Genomic DNA, 19,207 nt, shown 5'->3' with positions numbered 1-19,207 from the left:
GCGCGGCGGCCTCACTCCGCGGCGCGGAAGCTCCGGAGCCGCAGGCTGTTGCCGACGACGAAGACCGAGGAGAAGGCCATCGCCGCGCCCGCGATCATCGGGTTGAGGAGGCCGGCCGCGGCCAGCGGGAGGGCGGCCACGTTGTAGGCGAAGGCCCAGAACAGGTTGGTCTTGATGGTGCCCAGCGTCTTCCGCGAGAGCCGGATGGCGTCCGCCGCTGCCCGGAGGTCGCCCCGGACGAGGGTGAGGTCGCCGGCCTCGATGGCCGCGTCGGTGCCCGTGCCCATCGCCAGCCCCAGGTCCGCCTGGGCCAGCGCCGCCGCGTCGTTGACGCCGTCGCCGACCATGGCCACCGACCGGCCCTCGGCCTGGAGCCGCTTGACGACGGCCACCTTGTCCTCGGGCAGAACCTCGGCGATCACCTCGTCGATGCCGACCTCGGCGGCCACCGCCTCGGCCACCGCCGTGTTGTCGCCGGTGAGCAGGATCGGGGTCAGGCCCAGCTCGCGCAGCCGCCGCACGGCCTCCGTGCTGGTGTCCTTCACCGCGTCGGCGACCTCCAGCACCGCGCGCGGCGCGCCGTCCCAGGCCACCAGGACCGCCGTCCGGCCGGCCGACTCGGCCGCGTCCCGCGCCGCCGCCAGTTCCCCGGGCAGCGACATGGCCCACTCGGCGAGCAGCTTCTCCCGGCCCACGAGCACCGCGTGCCCGTCCACGACACCCTGCACCCCGAGTCCGGGGACGTTGGCGAAGTCCTCCGGCACCGGCAGCGTGCCGACCCGCTCGGCGGCGCCTGCCGCCACGGCCCGGGCGATCGGGTGCTCCGAGGCGTGCTCCAGCGCGCCGGCCAGCCGCAGCACCTCGTCCTCCGCCGTGCCCGCCGCCGCGGTGACGGCCAGCAGGGTCATCCGGCCGGTGGTGACGGTGCCCGTCTTGTCCAGCACGATCGTGTCCACGCCGCGCGTGGTCTCCAGTACCTCCGGGCCCTTGATCAGGATGCCCAGCTGGGCGCCGCGCCCGGTGCCGACCATCAGCGCGGTCGGCGTCGCCAGACCGAGGGCGCACGGGCAGGCGATGATCAGGACGGCCACGGCGGCCGTGAACGCGGCCGTCAGCCCGGCGCCGCTCAGCAGCCAGAAGGCCAGCGTGCCCAGGGCCAGCGCGATGACGACGGGGACGAAGACGGCGGAGATCCGGTCCGCGAGCCGCTGCGCCGCGGCCTTGCCGTTCTGGGCGTCCTCCACCAGCCGGGCCATGCGCGCCAGTTGGGTGTCGGCGCCGACCCGGGTGGCCTCGACCACCAGCCGGCCGCCCGCGTTGATCGTGGCGCCGGTGACCGCGTCGCCCACGCCCACCTCGACCGGGACCGACTCGCCGGTCAGCATCGAGGCGTCCACGGCCGAACCGCCCTCGACGACCGTGCCGTCCGTGGCGATCTTCTCCCCGGGGCGGACGACGAAGCGGTCGCCCACGGCCAGTTCCTCGGTGCGGATCAGCGCCTCGCGGCCGTTCCGGAGGACGGTCACCTCCTTGGCGCCCAGCTCCAGCAGCGCCCGGAGCGCCGCGCCCGCCCGGCGCTTGGACCGGGCCTCGAAGTAGCGGCCGGCCAGGATGAAGGCGGTCACGCCCGCCGCCGCCTCCAGGTAGATGTTCTCGGCGCCGTCGCCCCGGGCGATCGTCAGCTCGAAGGAGTGCGTCATGCCGGGCATGCCCGCGTGCCCGAGGAACAGCGCCCACAGCGACCACAGGAACGCCGCCGACGTGCCGAGGGAGATCAGCGTGTCCATGGTGGCCGCGCCGTGCCGGGCGTTGGTGACCGCGGCCCGGTGGAACGGCCAGGCCGCGTACGTGACGACCGGCGCGGTCAGCGTCAGGCACAGCCACTGCCAGTACTCGAACTGCAGGGCCGGGACCATCGACAGCACCACCACCGGCACCGCCAGCACCACGGCGGTGATCAGCCGCTCGCGGAGCGGGCGGAGCTCGTCGTCGGACGCCCGGTCCGTCCCGCCCTCGTCCCCCCGGCCGGCGGAGCGGGCGGGAGCCGGCGGCGCCGCCGTGTACCCCGTCGCCTCGACCGTGGCCACCAGATCGTCCACCGTGACGCCGGCGTCATAGGTGACCTGCGCCTTCTCGGTGGCGTAGTTGACGGTGGCCACCACCCCGTCCATGCGGTTGAGCTTCTTCTCGACGCGGGCCGCGCACGACGCGCACGTCATGCCGCCGATGGCGAGTTCGACGCGGTCCGTGCCGGTGGTCCCGGTGGTGGTGCTGGGCATCGCTGCTCCTGTGGCTGGAGGTGTCGCCGGGGCCGGTCTGCGGGCCGGCCCCGGCGGGGGCGGGGATGAGGGACTCAGACGCGGCCGGTGAGCTCGTACCCGGCGTCGTCCACGGCCTCGGCGACGGCGGCGTCGTCCGGCTCACCGGCGGTGGTGACGGTGACCCGCCCGGCGGCCACGTCGACCGCCACGGCCTGTACGCCGACGAGCGCCCCGACCGCCTTGGTGACGGCCGACTCGCAGTGGCCGCAGCTCATGCCGGTGACGGCGTAGGTGGTGGTGACGGCGGGGGTGGCGGTGGTGGGCGTCGACATGGGGTGCCTCCTGGTGCGTGGCTTGGGCTCTGTAGGGATCTTATACCCCTGGGGGGTATCTCTCGAACGTCTCTATGTATACCCCCAGGGTGTATGACGGACAAGGGGTTCGGAGAGAGGAATCCGCTACCCCCCGGGGGTATGCGGGACGCGCGTTGCCGCCGAGGGCGGTCTTCCCTGGCCCCGGACGGTTTTCCGTGATCCGTTCCGCGTGATCCACTGAGCTCGCGTTCGCGGGGCGGACGCCTCGACGTTCGGCTGCCGTGGGGGGCCCATGCCGTACCTGACCATTCGCGACGTGCTGACGCACGCGATACGCCTCTGCGCCGGCGTGGCCTGTGCCGCGACCCTGGCCGCCTGCGTCTGGGCCCTGGGCATCGACCACCAGCCGGCGCCGCACACCGGCGTCCTGGTCTGCGTCTGGACGGCGGCCGGGGCCATGGCCGTACGGGCGGTCCTGCTGTGGGTGCGCGGCCTGCACCTGTCGCCCGGGACGCCGGAAGACGGCGTCTCCCTGGAAAAGGGCTCACGGGAGAAGGGCCCACGCGCCGCGCGGAAGGGCTACCGCCGGAGACGGGCGTGGCAGTGGGAGCGGATCGACGGCACGCCGTACGAGTCGGACGGCTGGATCAGGACCCGGCAGGTCGGCGTGCACCTGCTGTTGCTGGTGGCCGGCATGACCGCCGCCTCGTTCCCGGGCCTGCCGGATCGTGACGCGCCTCAAGCGGCCCTGCAGCGCGCGGGCGCGGAGGTCGCCACCGCCACCATCGCCGAACCCCCGCGCGTGCTGCGCGAGGACTACGACGAGGACCGCCCCGACCGCGTCGTGGGCTGGTCCAGCCGGCTCCGCGTCTCGGTCCCCGGCGGCCCCGCGCGGCTGCCCGTCGGACCGGTCCACACCAGCCGCCCGTTGCGCCAGGGCGAGCGTCTTCCGGTGCTGTGGGCCCCGCGCGACCCCTCTCTCGGCGCCTACCACGCCGACCTTTCCGAACTGCGTGCGCTGGCCGACCGCCGGTGGAGGGTGGACCTGTGGGCGGGCGGCGCCGACGGAGGCGCCTGGGCGCTCGCCGCGGGCATCGTCGGGGTGTGCATGCTGCCCTGGGTCTTCGTGTTCGCGCTGGGCGTCGAGACGGACGTGCTGAGCGAACTCGCCTGGTCGCCGCTCAGCCAGTCCTGGCGCGCCCTCGTCGCCGTCGCCGTGGCCTACGGCTGTACGGCGTCCCTCGCCGGATACCCGGCGCACGGCTTCCAGGCGTTCTGCCGGGGCGTCGGCTGGGCCGTCCTCGCCGGGCTGATCTTCACGCCCGTCTACCGGCTGATCAAAGACAACCGGTGAGGGGCGCGCGGCCGGCCGGGGCGTCTCCCGGCCGGCACCGGCCCGGCTCGGTCACGCGACCGTATACGCCACACCGGTGCCCCTGCCGGTGTGCCGCTCGTGTGGGCCGGGGCGTGGTCGCCCCGCCTCGCGTTCCCCAAGTCCGGTACGGTCCGCACTCGAACCGGCCCGGCCCGCCCGCTCCGGGTTCCTCGCCTTCCGGGACGGTCCGTCTCCGAGCCGCCCCGCCCTCCGGCTCCGCCGGGCCCTCACCACCCCGCGACTCCCACCACCTCCCGGGCGATCTCCCGCACCCGCCGCCCGTCCGTGGCCACCCGGACCGTGTCGGCCGGGGCCTCGGCGTCCAGGCGGCGGGCGGCGGCGTGGCTGCGGCGGATGTGGGTGGTGAGCTGTGCGCCGGATTCGCGGCGGGCCAGGCGGGCGGCGGCGGTCTCGTCCGAGGCGGTGAGGAGGACGCGGACGAGACGGAGCGAACCGCCGCCCAGGGCGCGCCGGAACAGGCCGTCCTCCAGCACGCTCGCCGTGTTCGTATAGACCAGCCGGCGGTGGCCCAGCGCCGCGAAGTTCGCCCACACCGCCGCCAGATTGCGCTCGGTGAGGGCCGCGCGGTGCGGGTCGTCCGGCGGGGCCGGGCTCACATGGCCCAGGTAGTCGCCGTCCAGGACGCAGTGGGGGACACCCGCCTCCTCCAGCAACGCCGAGACCTCCCACCCCACGGTCGACTTGCCGACGCCGGAGCGCCCTCCGATCAGCAGTGCCTCGTAGTCCGTCATGGGGTGATCGTGAGGCCCGGGACCGGCCCGCCGCACATCAATTCTCCGTAAATACGGCCCCCTCAGCGCACCGCCGGTTCCGGCGCCGGCAGGCCGATCGGGTTCGGGTAGCGGAGCGCCTCCGCGCAGGCGCGGGACAGCGGGGTGAGGGCGTCCGTCAGCTCCCGGAGTTCCGCGGGGTCCGCGGTCCGCCACGGGCGGGCCGCCGCCCGGTCGGTCGCCGCCTCGACGGACGCGCACAGCCGGCGGCCCTCGTCGGTGGCCGTGCCGTCCGGGGCGAGGAGGCCGCGGGCGGTGAGGCGGTGGGCGGCCGCGGCCCACTCCTCGTCCGTCCAGCCGCGGTACGGCTGGAGTTCGGAGCGCGGGATGTCGAGGCCGGCCCGCAGGACCAGGGACTCGCAGCCGTCCAGGTCCGCCGCGACCAGCGCCGCCACATGGCCGTCGCCGCGGTGCTCGCGCAGCAGGGTCGCCGCGTGCCACAGCCGGTCGAGGGGGTCGACGGGGAAGCCGAGCGCCCGGTTGGCGGCGCTGAGCACCCGCCCGCCGCAGTCGAGTTCGCGCATGCGCTCCGCGAGGAGGCCGGCGGCTCTGCCCACCTCTTCGTCGCGGCCGGTGAGCAGCCGGCGCAGCGCGTTCCGGGCGCCCGCGCGCCGCAGTTCGAGGGCGCGGCCGGGGGAGACGACCTCCCAGACGGACGGCAGCGCGCCGGCGACCGTGGCCGGGGCGAAGCCGAAGAAGGAGGCCGCCACCGGCTCGGGGCCGACCGGGCCGAACGGGGCGGCGCGGCCCGCGAAGTAGCCGCGCCGCCAGCCGCGCAGCCCCGCCTCCTCGTAGGCCGCCCGCGCCTCGGGGGCGAAGTAGGTGACGGCGTGCACCGGTTCGGCCAGTCGCCAGAGGGCGCGGGCCGTCGTCTCCGGCGGGGTGGCCGCTGCGTCGTCCATGGGGAACCTCCATACGGGGAAAGGAATCATCACACGGGCACGGGCCGGCCCGGCGGAACGCCCGGCCGGCCCGTCACCAGGGGGCCCGTACCCACGGCGGGCCGTCAGGAGACCACGTCCTTCTCCCGGAAGTGCCGGAACGCCAGCGCGAACAGGACCAGCGCGTACGCCACCGACACCGCCGTCCCCTTGATCACGCCGCCCCACTCGGCGTGCGGCTGGAGGACGTCCGCCCAGGCGTACTGCCAGTGCGCGGGCAGCAGGTCGCGCCAGTGGCCGAGCGCGGTCACCGCGTCCAGCACGTTGCCCAGCACCGTCAGGCCCATCGCCCCGCCGACCGCGCCGAGCGGCGCGTCCGTCACCGTCGACAGCCAGAACGCCAGGGCCGCCGTGACCAGTTGGCTGACGAAGACGTACAGGACGACGGCCGCCAGCCGGGCCACCGCCGTGTCCGCCGGGAGCGTCCCGCCGGTGGGGATCCGCAGCGGCCCCCAGCCGTACGCGGCCGAGCCCGCCGCCAGTGCCACCAGCGGCAGCAGCAGGATCGCCGCCGCGCTGAACCCCAGCGCCACCGCCAGCTTGCTCACCAGCAGCCGCGTCCGGGGCACGGGCGCCGCCAGCAGATAGCGCAGCGACGACCAGCCCGCCTCCGACGCCACCGTGTCGCCGCAGAACAGCGCCACCGGCACCACCAGCAGGAACCCGGCCGAGACGAACAGGGCCGTCGCCGCGAAGTTCACCCCCGAGGCGGTGGCGGTGTCCATCAGCGTCACCCGCCCGTCCCGCCCGCCCGGTCGCCCGCCGATCGCGAACGCCGCGATCAGGACGAACGGCAGGACCGCCAGCACACCCCCGACCACCAGCGTGCGCCGCCGCCGCAGCTGCCGCGCCGCCTCGACCCGCAGCGGCAGGGTGCGCCCCGCCCGGTACCCGGGCGCGGCGGCCGCCGGCGTGCTCGTGCCTGCGGTCATGAGGGGCCTCCGATCAGGGTCAGGAACGCGTCCTCCAGCCGCCGGTGCGGGCCCACACCCGTCACCGGAACCTCCAGCCGGACCAGTTCCACCAGCAGTTCCGGGGTGCTCGCGCCGTCGAGGCGGACCAGCAGCCCGCTCTCCGCGCGGACGGCCGACGCCACGCCGGGCAGCGCGCCGACCTTCTCGGCGACGGCCTCGGACACCTCGCCCGCCACCCCGACCAGCAGCGTCTCGCCCGAGCCGGTGATCTCCGCGACCGGGCCCGCCGTCACCAGCCGGCCCCGGTCCATCACCACGAGGTGGGTGCAGCTCTGCTCGACCTCGGCCAGCAGATGGCTGGACACGATCACCGTGCGCCCGGCCGCCGCGTACCGGATCATCACCTCGCGCATCTCGCGGATCTGCGGCGGGTCCAGGCCGTTCGTCGGCTCGTCCAGGATCAGCAGGTCCGGCAGGCCCAGCATGGCCTGGGCAATGGCGAGCCGCTGCCGCATGCCCTGCGAGTACGTGCGGACGGCCCGGTCCAGCGCCGAACCCAGCCCGGCGATCTCCAGGGCCTCCTCGGCGTGCGCGTCCTCCGCCGGGCGGCCGGTGGCCCGCCAGTACAGGTCCAGGTTGGCCCGGCCCGACAGGTGCGGCAGGAAACCCGCGCCCTCCACGAACGCCCCGACCCGCGACAGCACGGGCGCGCCCGGCCGGATCGCGTGCCCGAAGACGCGCACCTCGCCGCCGTCCGGCCGGATCAGCCCCATCAGCATCCGCAGCGTCGTCGTCTTGCCCGCGCCGTTCGGCCCGAGCAGCCCGAGCACCTGGCCGCGCTCCACCCGGAACGACAGATCGCGGACGGCGTACCGGTCCGCCGACTTGGCGTACCGCTTGCTCAGCCCGTCGATGACCAGCGGCACGTCCGCGAGCGCCGGGTCCGGCGCCGGGACGGGACCGCGCCGCCGGCCGGTCAGCAGCAGCGCGACGGCGACCACCAGCCCGCCGGCCGGCAGCCCCCACGTCCACCAGGGCAGCGCCGCCGAGCCGGTACGGACGCCGGGCGCGGTGGGCACGCTCAGCTCGCGGTCCGCGAGGGAGACGGTGTACGAGGCCGGGGCCGTCGGCGAGGCGTAGCCGAGGTCGGTCGCGGAGAGGACCAGCCGCATCCGGTGCCCGGCCTCGAAGACGTGGTCGACCGCGGGCAGCCGCACCTCTACCGTCCGGCCGCCCTTGGCGTCCGTCACCCGCAGCGGGGTGACCAGCTGGCCGGGCAGCTGCTGCCGCCCGTCCGGGCCCACGTCGTACACCTTCGCGAACAGCACGGCCTCGCCGCTGTCCGAGGCCACCCGGACCCGCGCGACCGGTGTGCCGGTGGCGCGCACGCTCTCGGTGAGCTTCGGGGAGTCGAACCGCGCGTACTGGCCCGGGAAGTCGAGCGACACTCCGACGCCCAGGCCGGAGAGGCGGGAGAGCCCGCCGAGCCCCGGCACGGCGGACACCGCGGGCGGCGAACCGCCCGCCGGGTTGCCGAAGCGCCGCTCGCCGCCGGTCAGCGGCACCGGCCGGGTGTCGGCCCGCAGGCCGGGGTAGCGGCCGGCGGTCGCGCCGCGCAGCCGCGCGGTGCCGTCGGTGGTGTCCAGGCCGCCGGTCCGGCTGATCCGGAACGCGGGCCCGGTGCCGGCGTCCTCGTCGTCCTTGAGGTAGCGGTCGAACCAGGCGCGGGTACGGGCGGCGACGCGGTCCTCCTCGTCCGATCCGCCGGTGTCGTGGCCGCCCGCGATCCAGTCGACGGCCACGGGCGCGCCGTTGCGGGCCAGGGCCTCGGCGGCCCGGTCCGACTCCGTGAGCGGGAACAGGGAATCGCTCTGGCCCTGGACGAGCAGGGCCGGCACCTTGATCCGCCCGGCCACGGCCGACGGGCTGCGGCGCTCCAGCAGTGCCCGGGCGTCCGCGTCCGGCCGCCCGGCGACGGCGACCCGCTCGTACATCGCGCACAGCTCCGGTGCGAACCGGCCGCAGCCGCCGCCGGAGCCCTTCGCACCGGTGGCGGTGGAAGTGGAGCCAGTGGTGAAGAAGACGCCCGCCCAGAGCTTCTTGAACACGTCGTTCGGGAAGAGGGCGCTGTTCAGGTCCCAGTAGGTGATCTCCGGGGCGATCGCGTCGACGCGCTTGTCGTGCCCGGCCGCCAGGAGGGCGACGGCGCCGCCGTACGAGGCGCCCGCGATGCCGACCCTGGGGTCGCCCTTACGGTCGAGCCGCACCTCCGGGCGCTTGGCCAGCCAGTCGATCAGGCGGCTGACGTCGGCGACCTCGCGGTCGGGGTCGTTGAGGCCGATGCGGCCGGTGGAGTCGCCGAAGCCGCGGGCGGACCAGGTGAGGACCGCGTAGCCCTGCCGCGCCAACTCCTCGGCGCGGCCGCGGAGATCGTCCTTGTCGCCGCCGAAGCCGTGGGCGAGGAGGACGGCGGGTCTGCGGGTGTCGCTGTCGGTGGTGAAGAACGAGGTGTCGACGCGGACCGTCGCCTTGGTGCCGTCGGCCGTCGACTCCGGCATCGTGAGGAAACGGTCCTCGCGGTGCACCGGGGGGTCGCCGCCGGTGGCCTCCGCCGCTGTCCAGGTGCCGGCGCCGGCGAGGACGCCGAGCGCGGCCAGGGCGGCGGTCAGGCGGCCGCGGCCGCGGCTTGGGCGCCGGGGGCGGGGCAAACGCAGCTTCATGTCGCGAATGGTATGCGGGGCGCTGCGCGGGCTGGGCGGATGGGGGTTTGCCCCGGCCCCTCCCCCAGAGGGGGCACCCCCATTCGCCGTTTCCTGCGGGGCGAGCCCCCGCGCCCCCACAGCACGCTGCGCGCGCTGTCCTCAAACGCCGGACGGGCTGGAAAGGGCTGGTGGCGGTCGTCCGTCCTCTGTTAGCTTGATCCTTATGCAGCGCGCCAACCAGCACTCCACGACGACGCCGGATCCGTCCCGGCGCGCTGACAGCTGACATTGTCCGAAGCCCCGGGGCGAGTGCCCCGGGGCTTCGCGCTGCTGCGGTCACTCGCCTCACCGCTCCTGAGGAGACCGCCGTGCACGACCACCGCCGACTCGGCCGTGAGCTCGACCTGTTCGACACCGATCCGCTGATGGGCGCGGGCCTCCCGTACTGGCTGCCCGACGGTGCCGCCGTGCGGCACGCGCTGGAGGAGTACATCCGGGAGGTCGAACGCCGGGCGGGGTACCGGCACGTGTACTCGCCCGTGCTCGGGAAGCGGGAGCTCTACGAGATCTCGGGCCACTGGGCGCACTACGACGACGACATGTTCCCGCCGATGGACCTCGGCGGTGAACAGGTCGTGCTGCGGCCCAGCATGTGCCCGCACCACGCGCTCATCTACCGCTCCCGCTCCCACAGTTACCGCGAACTGCCGCTGCGCTTCGCCGAGCTGGGCGGCATGTACCGTTCCGAACTCTCGGGCGTCCTCGGCGGGCTGACCCGGGTCCGGGCGATCCAGCTCAACGACGGGCACATCTTCTGCACCCTCGACCAGGTGGCCGAAGAGGCAGCCGGAGCGCTGGAGCTGATCCGCCGGGCGTACGAGGCGCTGGGCATCGTCCCGGCCCGCTACCGGCTGTCCCTGCCCGGGCCGGGCGGCAAGTACGTGGCCGCGCCCGAGCTGTGGGAGCGGTCCGTCGCCCTGCTCACCGACGTCCTGGACCGGTCCGGGCTGCCGTACGAGGCGGCCGAGGGGGAGGCCGCGTTCTACGGGCCGAAGATCGACGTACAGATCGCCGACGCGGCGGGCCGTGAGGCGACCCTGTCCACCGTCCAGATCGACTTCCACCAGCCCGAGCGGTTCGACCTGCACTACATCGGCGCGGACGGCGCCCGGCACCGCCCGGTGATGGTCCACCGCGCGGTCATCGGCAGCGTCGAACGGGCGGTGGCCCACCTCATCGAAGCGCACGGCGGGGCGTTCCCCGCCTGGCTCGCCCCCGTCCAGCTGGTCCTCCTCCCCGTCTCGGAGGCGGAGCTGCCCGCCGCCGAGTCGCTCGCCCGGCGCTGCCTGGAACTCGGCCTCCGCGCCGAGGTCGCCGCACCGGACCGCGGCACCCTCGGCGCCCGGATCCGGGAGGCCCGGCTCGTCCCGTACCAGGCCGTCCTCGGCCCCCGGGAGGCCGCCGCCGGGCAGCTCGCCGTCCGGCTGCGCGACGGCCGCAGGCTCGCGCCGCTGCCCGCCGACGCGTTCCTGTCCCGGGTCCTGGGCCTGGTCGAGGCGCACCGCACCGACCTGTGGGACGAGCCGGCGGCCGGGTGACGGTCAGAGCGCGTACGGGTACAGGGCCACCCGCGTGGCCGGGCACCGCAGTTCCACCCACCCGCCGTCGGCGGCGTCCGGCGGCGGCCCGGTGACGTCGAGGAGGACGACCGCCGGGCCCCAGGCGAGCCACGCCGTGCCGTCCGCGCCGGCGTGGAGGCGTCCGCGCAGCACCACCTGGCCGCCTTCCGGCCACAGGCCCGGCGCGGGCACGGCGGCCGGGCGGGTGTTCCGTCCCCACACGACGTCGTCGTCGACCGTCCACTCCACGGGGTACGCGCCGTCGGCCGCGCCGGGCGGGCCGCACCAGCGCACGACGGCCCGCCCCCAGGCCGTGCGGACGCGTGCCCGGGGCGGGTCGTCGCGGAGGAGCCGGACGGCGGCGAGCATGCCCCGATGATGCCGGACGCCGCCGGCACCCGCCGCGCGGGGGAGCCGCGTTCCGCCGCGCGGCGGAGGAGCATCGGCTCCGGGGACGAGGTGCCGCCCGCGTGGGCGGCGGCAGGGTGGTGTCCGGCCGGGGGAGAGCCCCGGCGGACCGCCTCACCGCCCGTCTCACCAACTCGTCAGGAGAACCCCGATGCCCCGCGCCCGCCGCCCCCTCACCGCCGTCGCCACCGCTCTCGCCGGCGTCACGGCGATGGCCCTCACCACCGGCGCCGCGAGCCCCGCCACGGCCGATGGCCCCGGGCGGACCGCCGCCGCCCGGACAGCCGACGAGCCGTCGCTCACCGGCACCGGCAAGCTCGCGCGGAAGCCCGGCGACGACGTCCACTTCACCTTCGACGCCCACGGCTTCCTCGACAAGGCGCACGGCACCTTCCAGGTGAGCCACCGCTACGGCCCGAAGTGGAGCGCCGCCTTCAAGGGCCGCGTCGACTGCCTCGTCACCGGCGGCCCGGTCGCCGTCGCCACGGGCGTCGTCACCGAGTCGCACGTCACCGACGCGCCCGGCATGCCGAGGATCGGCGACCTCAAGGGCAAGCGGTTCGGGTTCACCGTCCTCGACCAGGGTCGTAAGGACCGGCTCGGCTACAGCTGGGCCCTGGACGGGCTGCCGCGGAACAGTGTGCCCAAGTGCGTGGGCAGCGCGCCCTTCGAAACCCTGGCGAAGGGCGACTACAAGGTCCACCACTGGATGCCCCGGCGCTGACGTCGGTCCGGGGCGCCCGTGTACGGCTCCCGTTCCGGAGGGGGGAGCGGGAGCCGTACACGGGCGCCCCACGCCCTTGCCACCCCGGCACTCCGGTGCTGGCATGGAAGCCGGCCGCGCTCCGCGGCAGCCTGCGGGTACCCCCCACGGACCACGGCGAGGTTCCATGGACACTCCGTCAGCCCCGCCCGCTGCGGCGCACTGCGCCCACGACCGCGGACACGTCGTCGACTCCCTGTTCCACGGCAACGCGTACGGCACCCCGGCCAGCCGCCGGATCTTCTGCGACCGCTGCCGGCTGCAGCGGTGGCTGTATGTGGAGGCGGTGCTGGCCGCCAGCCAGGCCGAGACCGGGATGCTGCCCGCCGCGACGGCCGAGGAGATCGTCCGCGCCTGCGCGCCGGGGAGGGTCGATCTCGACGCGCTCGCGCCCGAGTTCCGGCGCACCGGGCACTCGCTGGTGCCGCTGCTGCGCGGGGTGGAGGCCGTCTGTACCGGGGGCCGGGGCGAGATGGTGCACCTGGGGGCCACCACCCAGGACATCCAGGACACCGCCCAGGCCCTGGAGATGCGTGACGTCCTGGACGAGGCCGACCGCGAAGTGGCCGCCATGGTGGCCCGGCTCGCCGACCTCGCGGAGGAGCACCGCGACAGCCTGATGACCGGGCGCAGCTACGGGCAGCCCGCCGTCCCCATCACCTTCGGGCTGAAGGCGGCGGGCTGGCTCGACGAACTGCTGCGGCACGCCGGGCGGCTGGCGCGGCTGCGCGAGGAGGCGCTGGTGGCGCAGCTGTTCGGCGGGGCCGGCACCATGGCGGGCTTCGGTCCGTACGGCGGGGCGCTCCTCGACGTGTTCGCGCGGCGGCTCGGTCTCGGCGTCCCGGACGTCTGCTGGCACACCGCGCGCGACCGGCCGGCCGAGTTCGGCACCGTCCTGGCCCTGCTCGCCGCCGGCCTGGCCCGGATCGCCAACGAGGTGCACACCCTGTCCCGGCCCGAGATCGGGGAGCTCGCCGAGGGCTGGGAGCACGGGCGGGTCGGCAGCAGCACCATGCCGCACAAGCGGAACCCCGAGCGCTCCGCCCAGGTCGTCGTCCTCGCCCGGCTGGCCCGCGCGAACGCGGCGCTCGGCATCGAGGGCATGGTCCAGGAGCACGAGCGCGACGCCCGGGGCCTGCGCATGGAGTGGGTCGCGCTCGCCGACGTCTCCCACCACACCCTCGCCGCCCTCGCCGCGCTCAACACCGTCCTCGCCGGCCTGCGGGTGGACCGCGAACGGATGGCGGAGAACGCCCGGCGGATGGGCGAGCAGCTCTGCAGCGAGACCCTGATGCTCGCCCTCGGCCGCGCCATCGGCAAACAGAGCGCCCACGCCCTCGTCTACGAGGCGAGCCAGCACGCCCAGGACGACGGCGGCTCCTTGCGGGCCGCCCTCGCGCGGCACGACGTCGTGGGCCGGTACGTCGACGCCGCCGCCCTGGAGGAGCACCTCGACCCCGCCCGCTACCTGGGCGCGTCCGGGGAGCTCACCGACCGCACCGTCGAACGGGCGCGGCGCTGGCTGGCCGCCGCCGCACCGGCACCCGCCCACCGCTGACGCCCCGGAGGCCCGTATGACCGGCTACCTGCGCTTCGACGGCGACCGCGCCACCGAGGCCGACGCCGAGGCCCACACCCCCGAACTCACCGGCCAGCGCGCCCACCTGCGCTCGCTGCTCGCCCTCCGCCCCGGGGAACGCGTCCTCGACGCCGGCTGCGGACCCGGGTACCTGCTGGAGGAGATGGCCGGCGAGGTCGGCCCGGACGGTGTCCTCCGGGGCGTCGACGTCAGCCCGTCGATGCTGGACCTGGCCCGGCGGCGGTGCGGCGGCGACGGGCGCGTGGGCCTGGAGGAGGGGCGCTGCGAGGAACTGCCGTTCCCGGACGGCTCGTTCGACGCGGTCGTCTCGTCGCAGGTGCTGGAGTACGTCGAGGACGTCGAGGGCGCTCTCGCCGAGTTCGCGCGTGTGCTGCGGCCCGGCGGCCGGGTGGTGATCCTCGACACCGACTGGGACTCGCTGGTGTGGCACACCCGTGACCGGGCCCGGATGCGGCACGTGCTGCGGCTGTGGGACGACCATGTGGCCGACCCGCGGCTGCCCGAACGGCTGGGCCCGCTGCTGGCAGGGGCGGGGCTGCGGGAGGAGCGGCTGACGACCCTGACGTTCGTCAACCGCGCCTGCCACCCCGGCGTCTACAGCCACTGGCAGCTGGGCTTCATCGAGGCGTTCCTCGCCGGGCACCCCGGGGCCGACCCGGAGACCACCCGCGCCTGGGCCGGCGAGCAGCGCGAACTGGCGCGCACCGGGCGGTACTTCTACAGCCTGGGCCGCTACGCGTTCACCGCCGTCCGGCCCGCCGGCTGACCTTCACCCGCGCGTACCTCACCCACGCGTGCCTCACCCGTGGCTGCGCTCGTACTCGCGGAGGAAGCCGGCCAGGGCCCGGACGCCGGCCGGGGGCATCCCGTTGTAGACGGAGGCGCGGATCCCGCCGACGCTGCGGTGGCCGGCGAGCCCCCGCAGCCCCTCCGCCTCCGCGCGGCGCAGGAAGTCGGCGGTGGCCGGGGCGTCGGGCAGCCGGAAGGTGATGTTGGTGACGGACCGGTGGCCGGGATGGGCGGTCGAACGGTAGAGCGCCGACCGGTCCAGCTCCCGGTAGAGCAGGTCCGCCTTGTCCCGGTTGGCGCGCTCGACGGCGTCCAGGCCGCCCTGCTCACGGACCCAGTCCAGGACGAGGGAGAGGACGAACAGGGCGAAGGTGTTGGGCGTGTTGTGCAGCGAGCGGCTCTCGGCGTACACCGCGTAGTCCAGCAGGAGCGGCGTCCCGGGCAGGGCGTGCCCGAGCAGGTCGTCCCGGATGACGACCAGGGCCAGGCTCGACGGGCCGAGGTTCTTCTGGAAGCCCGCGTAGACGACGCCGAAACGGGAGAAGTCCAGCCGCCGGGAGAGGATGTCGGAGGTGGCGTCGGCCACCAGCGGGGCCGGGAGGCCGTGCGGGAAGGAGTGCCACCGCGTCCCGTACACCGTGTTGTTGCTCGTCAGGTGGACGTACGCGGCGTCCGGCGGGCAGTCCTCCGGGCGGACGGGCGGTATGCGGTCGAAGCCGGTGTCCGCGCTGCTGGCGATCACGGCGGCCGTGCCGTGGCGGGCGCCCTCCGCCCGGGCCTGCCGGGCGAAGAGGCCGGTCTCGACGTAGCCGGACGTGCGGCTCGGCGAGCGGGAGACGAGGTTGAGCGGCACGGCGGAGCACTGCATGCGCGCCCCGCCGTGCACGAACAGCACGTGGTGGCCGTCGGGTATCCCGCACAGTTCCCGGAGCCGGGCCACGGTCGACTCCAGCAGCGCGGTGAACCGGGGGCTCTTGTGGCTGATCTCGACGATCGAGGCGCCGTCGTCCGCGTGCGCCGCGAACTCCTCGCGGACCCGGCGCATCACCGACCGGGGCAGCGTGGCCGGCCCCGCGCAGAAGTTGTACGCGTACCGGCTCCTGGCGCCCTCGCCCCCGGCCATCGCGTCACAACCGCAGCCGGTCGACGAGCGCCTCGACGCCGTGCCGCTCCAGGCAGGCGACGGTGTCGGCCGACGGGCTGGTGCGGTCCGCCAGCCGGCGTGCCAGCGGCGCCAGTTCGTCCGCCGGAGCCACCGGGTCGCGCCGCAGCGATGCCTCCGCCAGGTCGAACGCCGCCGCCCCCCACTCCGGGAGCGGCCGCCCCCGCAGCCGGGCCGACCAGCCGTTGGCCAGGACGTCCTCCGTGGCCGACCGGACGTCGTCCAGCGTCCACTCCGCGGTCAGGGCGCGGCAGCCGTCCAGGTCGCCCAGCCAGCCCAGGAGCATCGCGAGCCACGCGAACGTCTCGGCACGACCCATCGTCGGCAGGTGCCGGATCTCGACGAAGCAGCCGCGCCCGCCGTCCGCCAGGACCTCCTCGGCCCGCCCGGCGGCCACCGCGGCGACGAGGTCCGGCACGTCGAGGGTCTCGTCCAGGCGCAGCCGGATCCGGACGGCCGGCCAGTAGTAGACCAGTCCGGCGGCCAGGTCCGCGGGCGTGCAGCGCAGCGTCCGCTTCACGCCCTGCCGGTCCACGAAGTCCGCCCGGCCCGCGGCCGCGAACTCCGCCGTCGTCAGCCCCGCGTCGACCGGGCTGTGGACCGCGCCCTCCCGCTCCACCTGGAACACCGGACGCGCCCACGCCTCCCGCACGTAGTCGGACAGATCGCGGTAGAGGTGGTGGGGGAGGAGCAGCCGGTGCGCGAAGAACGGGTTGGACGCGGCGAGTTCGGTGTAGCCGCGGAGCCGGAGGGAGTGCCACGGCCGCACGGTCCCGCCGAAGACCGCGTCGTTGGACCCCCAGGCGAAGATCAGCGGCGTGAGCTTGATCAGCGTGTCGCAGGCGGTGACGGCCGCGGCCAGGGGGACGTCGACGTTGAACTGCACCGCCGCGAAACCGGGCCACGCGTCGGCCGCGTAGTGGCCCGGGTACCGCTCGGCCCGCTCCAGCCAGAGCCGGTAATGGTCCTTGTCGGCGAGCCAGGGCGCGCCCAGGGTCTCCGTCCGCGGCTGGCAGCCGTGGCCCAGCGCCGACAGCCCCTCCGCGGCGAGCGCCGGCAGCAGCACGTCGTCCAGGCAGGCGTGCCACGCCGCCTTGGCCCGGACGAAGTCCTCCTCCGGCGGCAGGGCCGCCTCGACGGTGCAGAACCCGTAGTCGGTGCCGATGTCGAGCGTCCCGCCGGGGAGCGCCGCCCGGACGCCCAGGGGCTCCCCGCCCGGCCGGTCGGCATACGAGCGGAAGCCGTCCCGCCCGGCGAGGCGGCGGAACACGGCCCGCACCGCCTCCCGCCCGGCCGCGAAGCCGTGCCGGTCGACCACGGGCAGTTCCGACTCGATGCCGATCTTCATCTGTGCGGGCCTCCGTCGCGCGGGGTGGGGGTGACGGGGGACACGCTAGGGGCGGTGGGGACCGGGCGCTCGTCGATGAGCTGGTCTTCACACTTGACGGTGACCTCCAGGCCCGCGCCGACGGGGACCACTTGACTGCGGGCGTCGGACAGCCCGGCGAGGTGCCGCCGGTAGCCGGCGATCACCACCGCGTTCTTCTTCGGGGTCAGGATGTTGTCGGCCACGACCAGCCCGCCCGGCGCCACGGACGGCCAGCACGCCTCGAAGTCGCGCACGTACAGCTCCTTCCAGTGGTCCAGCAGCACCAGATCGAGCGGCGCGGGCAGGGCGGGGACCAGCGCGGGCGCCTCGCACGCCGTCAGCTCGACGACGTCCTCCAGCCCGGCCGCCCGCAGGTTCGCCCGCTGCTCGGCCCGCTTCCCGTCGTCCGGCTCGATGGAGTACACCCGGCCCCCGGTCGCCCGGGCCGCCTCGGCCAGCCAGACCGTCGAGTAGCCCACCGATCCGCCGACCTCCAGCACGGTCCGGGCCCGGACGGACCGCACCAGGGTGTTCAGGAACAGGCCCGACGCGGGGCCGACGTCCAGCATGAACTCCGCCGCCCGCTCGCGCAGCGCGCCGGCCGCCCGCAGCGCCTCCATCTCCGCCCGCTCCTTGTCCGACCGCTCCTCCAGGGCGCGGAGGACCGAGGCGACGCGCGGGCCGAGGCCGGACGTGACGGCGGCCGTCCCCGCCGTCCCCGCCGTCTCCGCTGTCCCCGCCCTCTTCGCCGGGTCGCCGGTCACGGGACGGCCGGGTCCTCGGCCGCGGCGCCGTAGAAACGGAGGGCGTTCTCGTACAGGATCTTGCGCTTCTGCTCCTCGCCGACGTCCTTGCGGTCCGACAGCCCGGTGACCGCCCCCGGGAAGACGGCGTCGAAGTGCGGGAAGTCGCTGGCGAACAGCAGATTGTCCTCCAGGCCCTGGTCGATCAGCATCGGCAGCAGCGGGTCCTCCGGCTCGATCCCGAGGTAGCACTGGCGCTTGAAGTACGCGCTCGGCGGCTCCGGCAGCGGCGGCCGGTCCTTGGCGAACTGCAGCACGTGGTCGTCCATCCGGTGCAGCCAGAACGGCGCCCAGCCGGCACCGCTCTCCATGAAGGCGAACCGCAGCCCCGGGAAGCGCTCCAGCACCCCGCCGGTGATCAGCAGCATCACCGCCGTCATGTGCTCGAAGGTGTGGCTGACGAGATGGCCCTGCATCGTGTCGTGCGTGCGCTCCGTGCCGATCCGCGGGATCTTCGCGACCCCGAACCCCTCGTGGAACGCCACCGCCGTGCCGTGCCGCTCGCACTCCTCCCACAGCACGTCGTAGACCTCGTCGTCGACGTTCGTGCCGGCGACCGTGTTGGGCCGCAGGATGACGGACCGCACGCCCTTGGCGCGCACCCGCCGCAACTCCTCGACGGCGAGCACCACGTCGTGCTGCGGCAGCACCGCCACCGGGACCAGCCGCTCGGGAGCGGCGGCGCAGTAGGAGACCGCGTAGTCGTTGTACGCCGCGGCGAGCGCGGCGGCGAAGGCCGCGCTGCGCAGCGCGGGCAGCAGCCCCAGGACCTTGGACGGGAAGACGAACGCCTTGTCGATGCCCTCGTGGTCCATCGCGGCGATCCGGTCGCGGGGGTCGAGCCCGCCGCGTTTCAGCGCGCTCAGCACCTCCACCACGGCCGGGTCCTCCAGCGCCCAGCTGCCCGGCGTGTAGGTGGCCCCCTGGGTACTGCCGAACCAGGCCGCCTGGGTGGGGCGGCCGTGGAAGGTGGGCGACGGCGTCTCGATGATCCGGCCCTCGGCGACGAGCACGTCGTTCTCGTAGCGGGGCATCCACGGCGCGTACTTCTCCGGAAGGCTGTCCCGCCACCAGACGTCGGAGTCGGGGAGCACGATGTGGCAGTCGGCGTCGAGCACAGGATGATCAGGGCGTGCGGTCATGGCACCACTCCAGGGGTCTCTGCGCTGATCCCCGGACTCTCTACCCGGTCTACCCGGGTAGACCACCCGGAACGCGGGGGTCCGCCCCCGGGGCCTGATGTCGGCGCGAACCCGGCGGGGCGCCGCCGGGTGTGAGGTGTCGGGTGTTCCGGGGCGTTGGCCCGAACGGGGGGCGCGCCCCCAAAGCCGTCCGGCCGGCCGCGCGGCCTTCCTAAGGTGAGGGGAACGGCCGTCCCCTCCCCGCCTGGAGGTCC

At 75.2% G+C, this 19,207-nt stretch carries 16 protein-coding genes; 5 read left to right on the top strand and 11 right to left on the bottom strand.

Features of this window, described 5'->3' with window-relative positions; all coding sequences use genetic code 11:
- Window positions 1-11: 11 nt before the first annotated feature.
- Together K7I03_RS02995 and K7I03_RS02990 are read right to left on the bottom strand one after the other, a co-directional pair.
- A complete protein-coding gene (locus tag K7I03_RS02995; protein ID WP_185942798.1) occupies window positions 12-2,279 on the bottom strand; it encodes a heavy metal translocating P-type ATPase in 2,268 nt (755 codons plus the stop codon).
- A gap of 74 nt (window positions 2,280-2,353) precedes the next feature.
- The gene (locus K7I03_RS02990) at window positions 2,354-2,593 is read right to left on the bottom strand and encodes a cation transporter (RefSeq protein WP_185942799.1); all 240 of its coding nucleotides are present in this window, start codon (window positions 2,591-2,593) and stop codon (window positions 2,354-2,356) included.
- 274 nt (window positions 2,594-2,867) lie between these two features.
- Here K7I03_RS02990 and K7I03_RS02985 point away from each other — a divergent pair, with 274 nt between their 5' ends.
- Complete coding sequence (locus tag K7I03_RS02985) at window positions 2,868-3,929, top strand: hypothetical protein (RefSeq protein WP_185942800.1); 1,062 nt, start codon at window positions 2,868-2,870, stop codon at window positions 3,927-3,929.
- 248 nt (window positions 3,930-4,177) lie between these two features.
- Here K7I03_RS02985 and K7I03_RS02980 read toward each other — a convergent pair whose 3' ends face one another.
- From K7I03_RS02980 to K7I03_RS02965, 4 genes are all read right to left on the bottom strand, one after another.
- Window positions 4,178-4,702 (bottom strand): nucleoside/nucleotide kinase family protein, encoded by a 525-nt coding sequence (locus K7I03_RS02980; protein WP_185942801.1) that lies wholly within the window; start codon window positions 4,700-4,702, stop codon window positions 4,178-4,180.
- Window positions 4,703-4,764: 62 nt separating this feature from the next.
- Entirely contained in the window at window positions 4,765-5,643 is an 879-nt protein-coding gene (locus K7I03_RS02975) for an SCO6745 family protein (RefSeq protein WP_185942802.1), read from the bottom strand.
- A 104-nt stretch (window positions 5,644-5,747) separates the two neighbouring features.
- The gene (locus tag K7I03_RS02970; protein WP_185942803.1) at window positions 5,748-6,614 is read right to left on the bottom strand and encodes an ABC transporter permease; all 867 of its coding nucleotides are present in this window, start codon (window positions 6,612-6,614) and stop codon (window positions 5,748-5,750) included.
- Entirely contained in the window at window positions 6,611-9,316 is a 2,706-nt protein-coding gene (locus K7I03_RS02965; protein WP_185942804.1) for an alpha/beta fold hydrolase, read from the bottom strand. Before K7I03_RS02965 ends, K7I03_RS02970 begins: the two co-directional genes overlap by 4 nt.
- 269 nt (window positions 9,317-9,585) lie before the next feature.
- On the opposite strand from K7I03_RS02965, the gene thrS reads away from it, so the two are divergent.
- Window positions 9,586-10,896: a threonine--tRNA ligase gene (thrS, locus tag K7I03_RS02960; RefSeq protein ID WP_185942925.1), complete on the top strand. Its 1,311-nt coding sequence runs from the start codon at window positions 9,586-9,588 to the stop codon at window positions 10,894-10,896.
- A 3-nt stretch (window positions 10,897-10,899) separates the two neighbouring features.
- Here the strand turns inward: thrS and K7I03_RS02955 are convergent, their stop codons facing one another.
- Window positions 10,900-11,286 carry a hypothetical protein gene (locus K7I03_RS02955; protein ID WP_185942805.1) on the bottom strand — a complete coding sequence of 129 codons (387 nt, stop codon included), beginning with the start codon at window positions 11,284-11,286 and terminating at the stop codon, window positions 10,900-10,902.
- Between the two features lie 190 nt (window positions 11,287-11,476).
- Between K7I03_RS02955 and K7I03_RS02950 the strand changes: the two genes are divergently transcribed.
- The 3 genes from K7I03_RS02950 to K7I03_RS02940 all read left to right on the top strand — a co-directional run bounded on the left by K7I03_RS02950 (window position 11,477) and on the right by K7I03_RS02940 (window position 14,454).
- Window positions 11,477-12,049: a hypothetical protein gene (locus tag K7I03_RS02950; protein ID WP_185942806.1), complete on the top strand. Its 573-nt coding sequence runs from the start codon at window positions 11,477-11,479 to the stop codon at window positions 12,047-12,049.
- A gap of 166 nt (window positions 12,050-12,215) precedes the next feature.
- The gene (locus tag K7I03_RS02945) at window positions 12,216-13,646 is read left to right on the top strand and encodes a class-II fumarase/aspartase family protein (RefSeq protein ID WP_185942807.1); all 1,431 of its coding nucleotides are present in this window, start codon (window positions 12,216-12,218) and stop codon (window positions 13,644-13,646) included.
- Window positions 13,647-13,662: 16 nt separating this feature from the next.
- Window positions 13,663-14,454 carry a methyltransferase domain-containing protein gene (locus K7I03_RS02940; protein ID WP_185942808.1) on the top strand — a complete coding sequence of 264 codons (792 nt, stop codon included), beginning with the start codon at window positions 13,663-13,665 and terminating at the stop codon, window positions 14,452-14,454.
- Window positions 14,455-14,487: 33 nt separating this feature from the next.
- On the opposite strand, the gene serC is transcribed toward K7I03_RS02940, so the two are convergent.
- From serC to K7I03_RS02920, 4 genes are read right to left on the bottom strand one after another with little or no spacing between them, the layout of a single operon-like run.
- The gene (serC, locus tag K7I03_RS02935; RefSeq protein ID WP_185942809.1) at window positions 14,488-15,600 is read right to left on the bottom strand and encodes a 3-phosphoserine/phosphohydroxythreonine transaminase; all 1,113 of its coding nucleotides are present in this window, start codon (window positions 15,598-15,600) and stop codon (window positions 14,488-14,490) included.
- Window positions 15,601-15,604: 4 nt separating this feature from the next.
- Window positions 15,605-16,987, bottom strand: coding sequence for a glutamate-cysteine ligase family protein (locus K7I03_RS02930; RefSeq protein WP_185942810.1), 1,383 nt, complete (start codon window positions 16,985-16,987; stop codon window positions 15,605-15,607).
- On the bottom strand, window positions 16,984-17,772 hold the full coding sequence (locus tag K7I03_RS02925; RefSeq protein ID WP_185942811.1) for an O-methyltransferase: 789 nt from the start codon (window positions 17,770-17,772) through the stop codon (window positions 16,984-16,986). The genes K7I03_RS02930 and K7I03_RS02925 overlap by 4 nt, the downstream gene beginning before the upstream one ends.
- Window positions 17,769-18,953 (bottom strand): amidohydrolase family protein, encoded by a 1,185-nt coding sequence (locus K7I03_RS02920; RefSeq protein ID WP_185942812.1) that lies wholly within the window; start codon window positions 18,951-18,953, stop codon window positions 17,769-17,771. The genes K7I03_RS02925 and K7I03_RS02920 overlap by 4 nt, the downstream gene beginning before the upstream one ends.
- Window positions 18,954-19,207 lie beyond the last annotated feature (254 nt).

Origin of the sequence: Streptomyces mobaraensis (assembly GCF_020099395.1) — a bacterium.
Classification (GTDB): domain Bacteria; phylum Actinomycetota; class Actinomycetes; order Streptomycetales; family Streptomycetaceae; genus Streptomyces.
Note: the sequence above shows the minus strand (reverse complement) of the source record. Positions and strands in the feature narration are given on the sequence as shown.

Coding starts and splice junctions, on each gene's coding strand:
- K7I03_RS02995 (WP_185942798.1), bottom strand. CDS start 2,279: ATGCCCAGCACCACCACCGGGACCACCGGCACGGACCGCGTCGAACTC.
- K7I03_RS02990 (WP_185942799.1), bottom strand. CDS start 2,593: ATGTCGACGCCCACCACCGCCACCCCCGCCGTCACCACCACCTACGCC.
- K7I03_RS02985 (WP_185942800.1), top strand. CDS start 2,868: ATGCCGTACCTGACCATTCGCGACGTGCTGACGCACGCGATACGCCTC.
- K7I03_RS02980 (WP_185942801.1), bottom strand. CDS start 4,702: ATGACGGACTACGAGGCACTGCTGATCGGAGGGCGCTCCGGCGTCGGC.
- K7I03_RS02975 (WP_185942802.1), bottom strand. CDS start 5,643: ATGGACGACGCAGCGGCCACCCCGCCGGAGACGACGGCCCGCGCCCTC.
- K7I03_RS02970 (WP_185942803.1), bottom strand. CDS start 6,614: ATGACCGCAGGCACGAGCACGCCGGCGGCCGCCGCGCCCGGGTACCGG.
- K7I03_RS02965 (WP_185942804.1), bottom strand. CDS start 9,316: ATGAAGCTGCGTTTGCCCCGCCCCCGGCGCCCAAGCCGCGGCCGCGGC.
- K7I03_RS02955 (WP_185942805.1), bottom strand. CDS start 11,286: ATGCTCGCCGCCGTCCGGCTCCTCCGCGACGACCCGCCCCGGGCACGC.
- K7I03_RS02950 (WP_185942806.1), top strand. CDS start 11,477: ATGCCCCGCGCCCGCCGCCCCCTCACCGCCGTCGCCACCGCTCTCGCC.
- K7I03_RS02945 (WP_185942807.1), top strand. CDS start 12,216: ATGGACACTCCGTCAGCCCCGCCCGCTGCGGCGCACTGCGCCCACGAC.
- K7I03_RS02940 (WP_185942808.1), top strand. CDS start 13,663: ATGACCGGCTACCTGCGCTTCGACGGCGACCGCGCCACCGAGGCCGAC.
- serC (WP_185942809.1), bottom strand. CDS start 15,600: ATGGCCGGGGGCGAGGGCGCCAGGAGCCGGTACGCGTACAACTTCTGC.
- K7I03_RS02930 (WP_185942810.1), bottom strand. CDS start 16,987: ATGAAGATCGGCATCGAGTCGGAACTGCCCGTGGTCGACCGGCACGGC.
- K7I03_RS02920 (WP_185942812.1), bottom strand. CDS start 18,953: ATGACCGCACGCCCTGATCATCCTGTGCTCGACGCCGACTGCCACATC.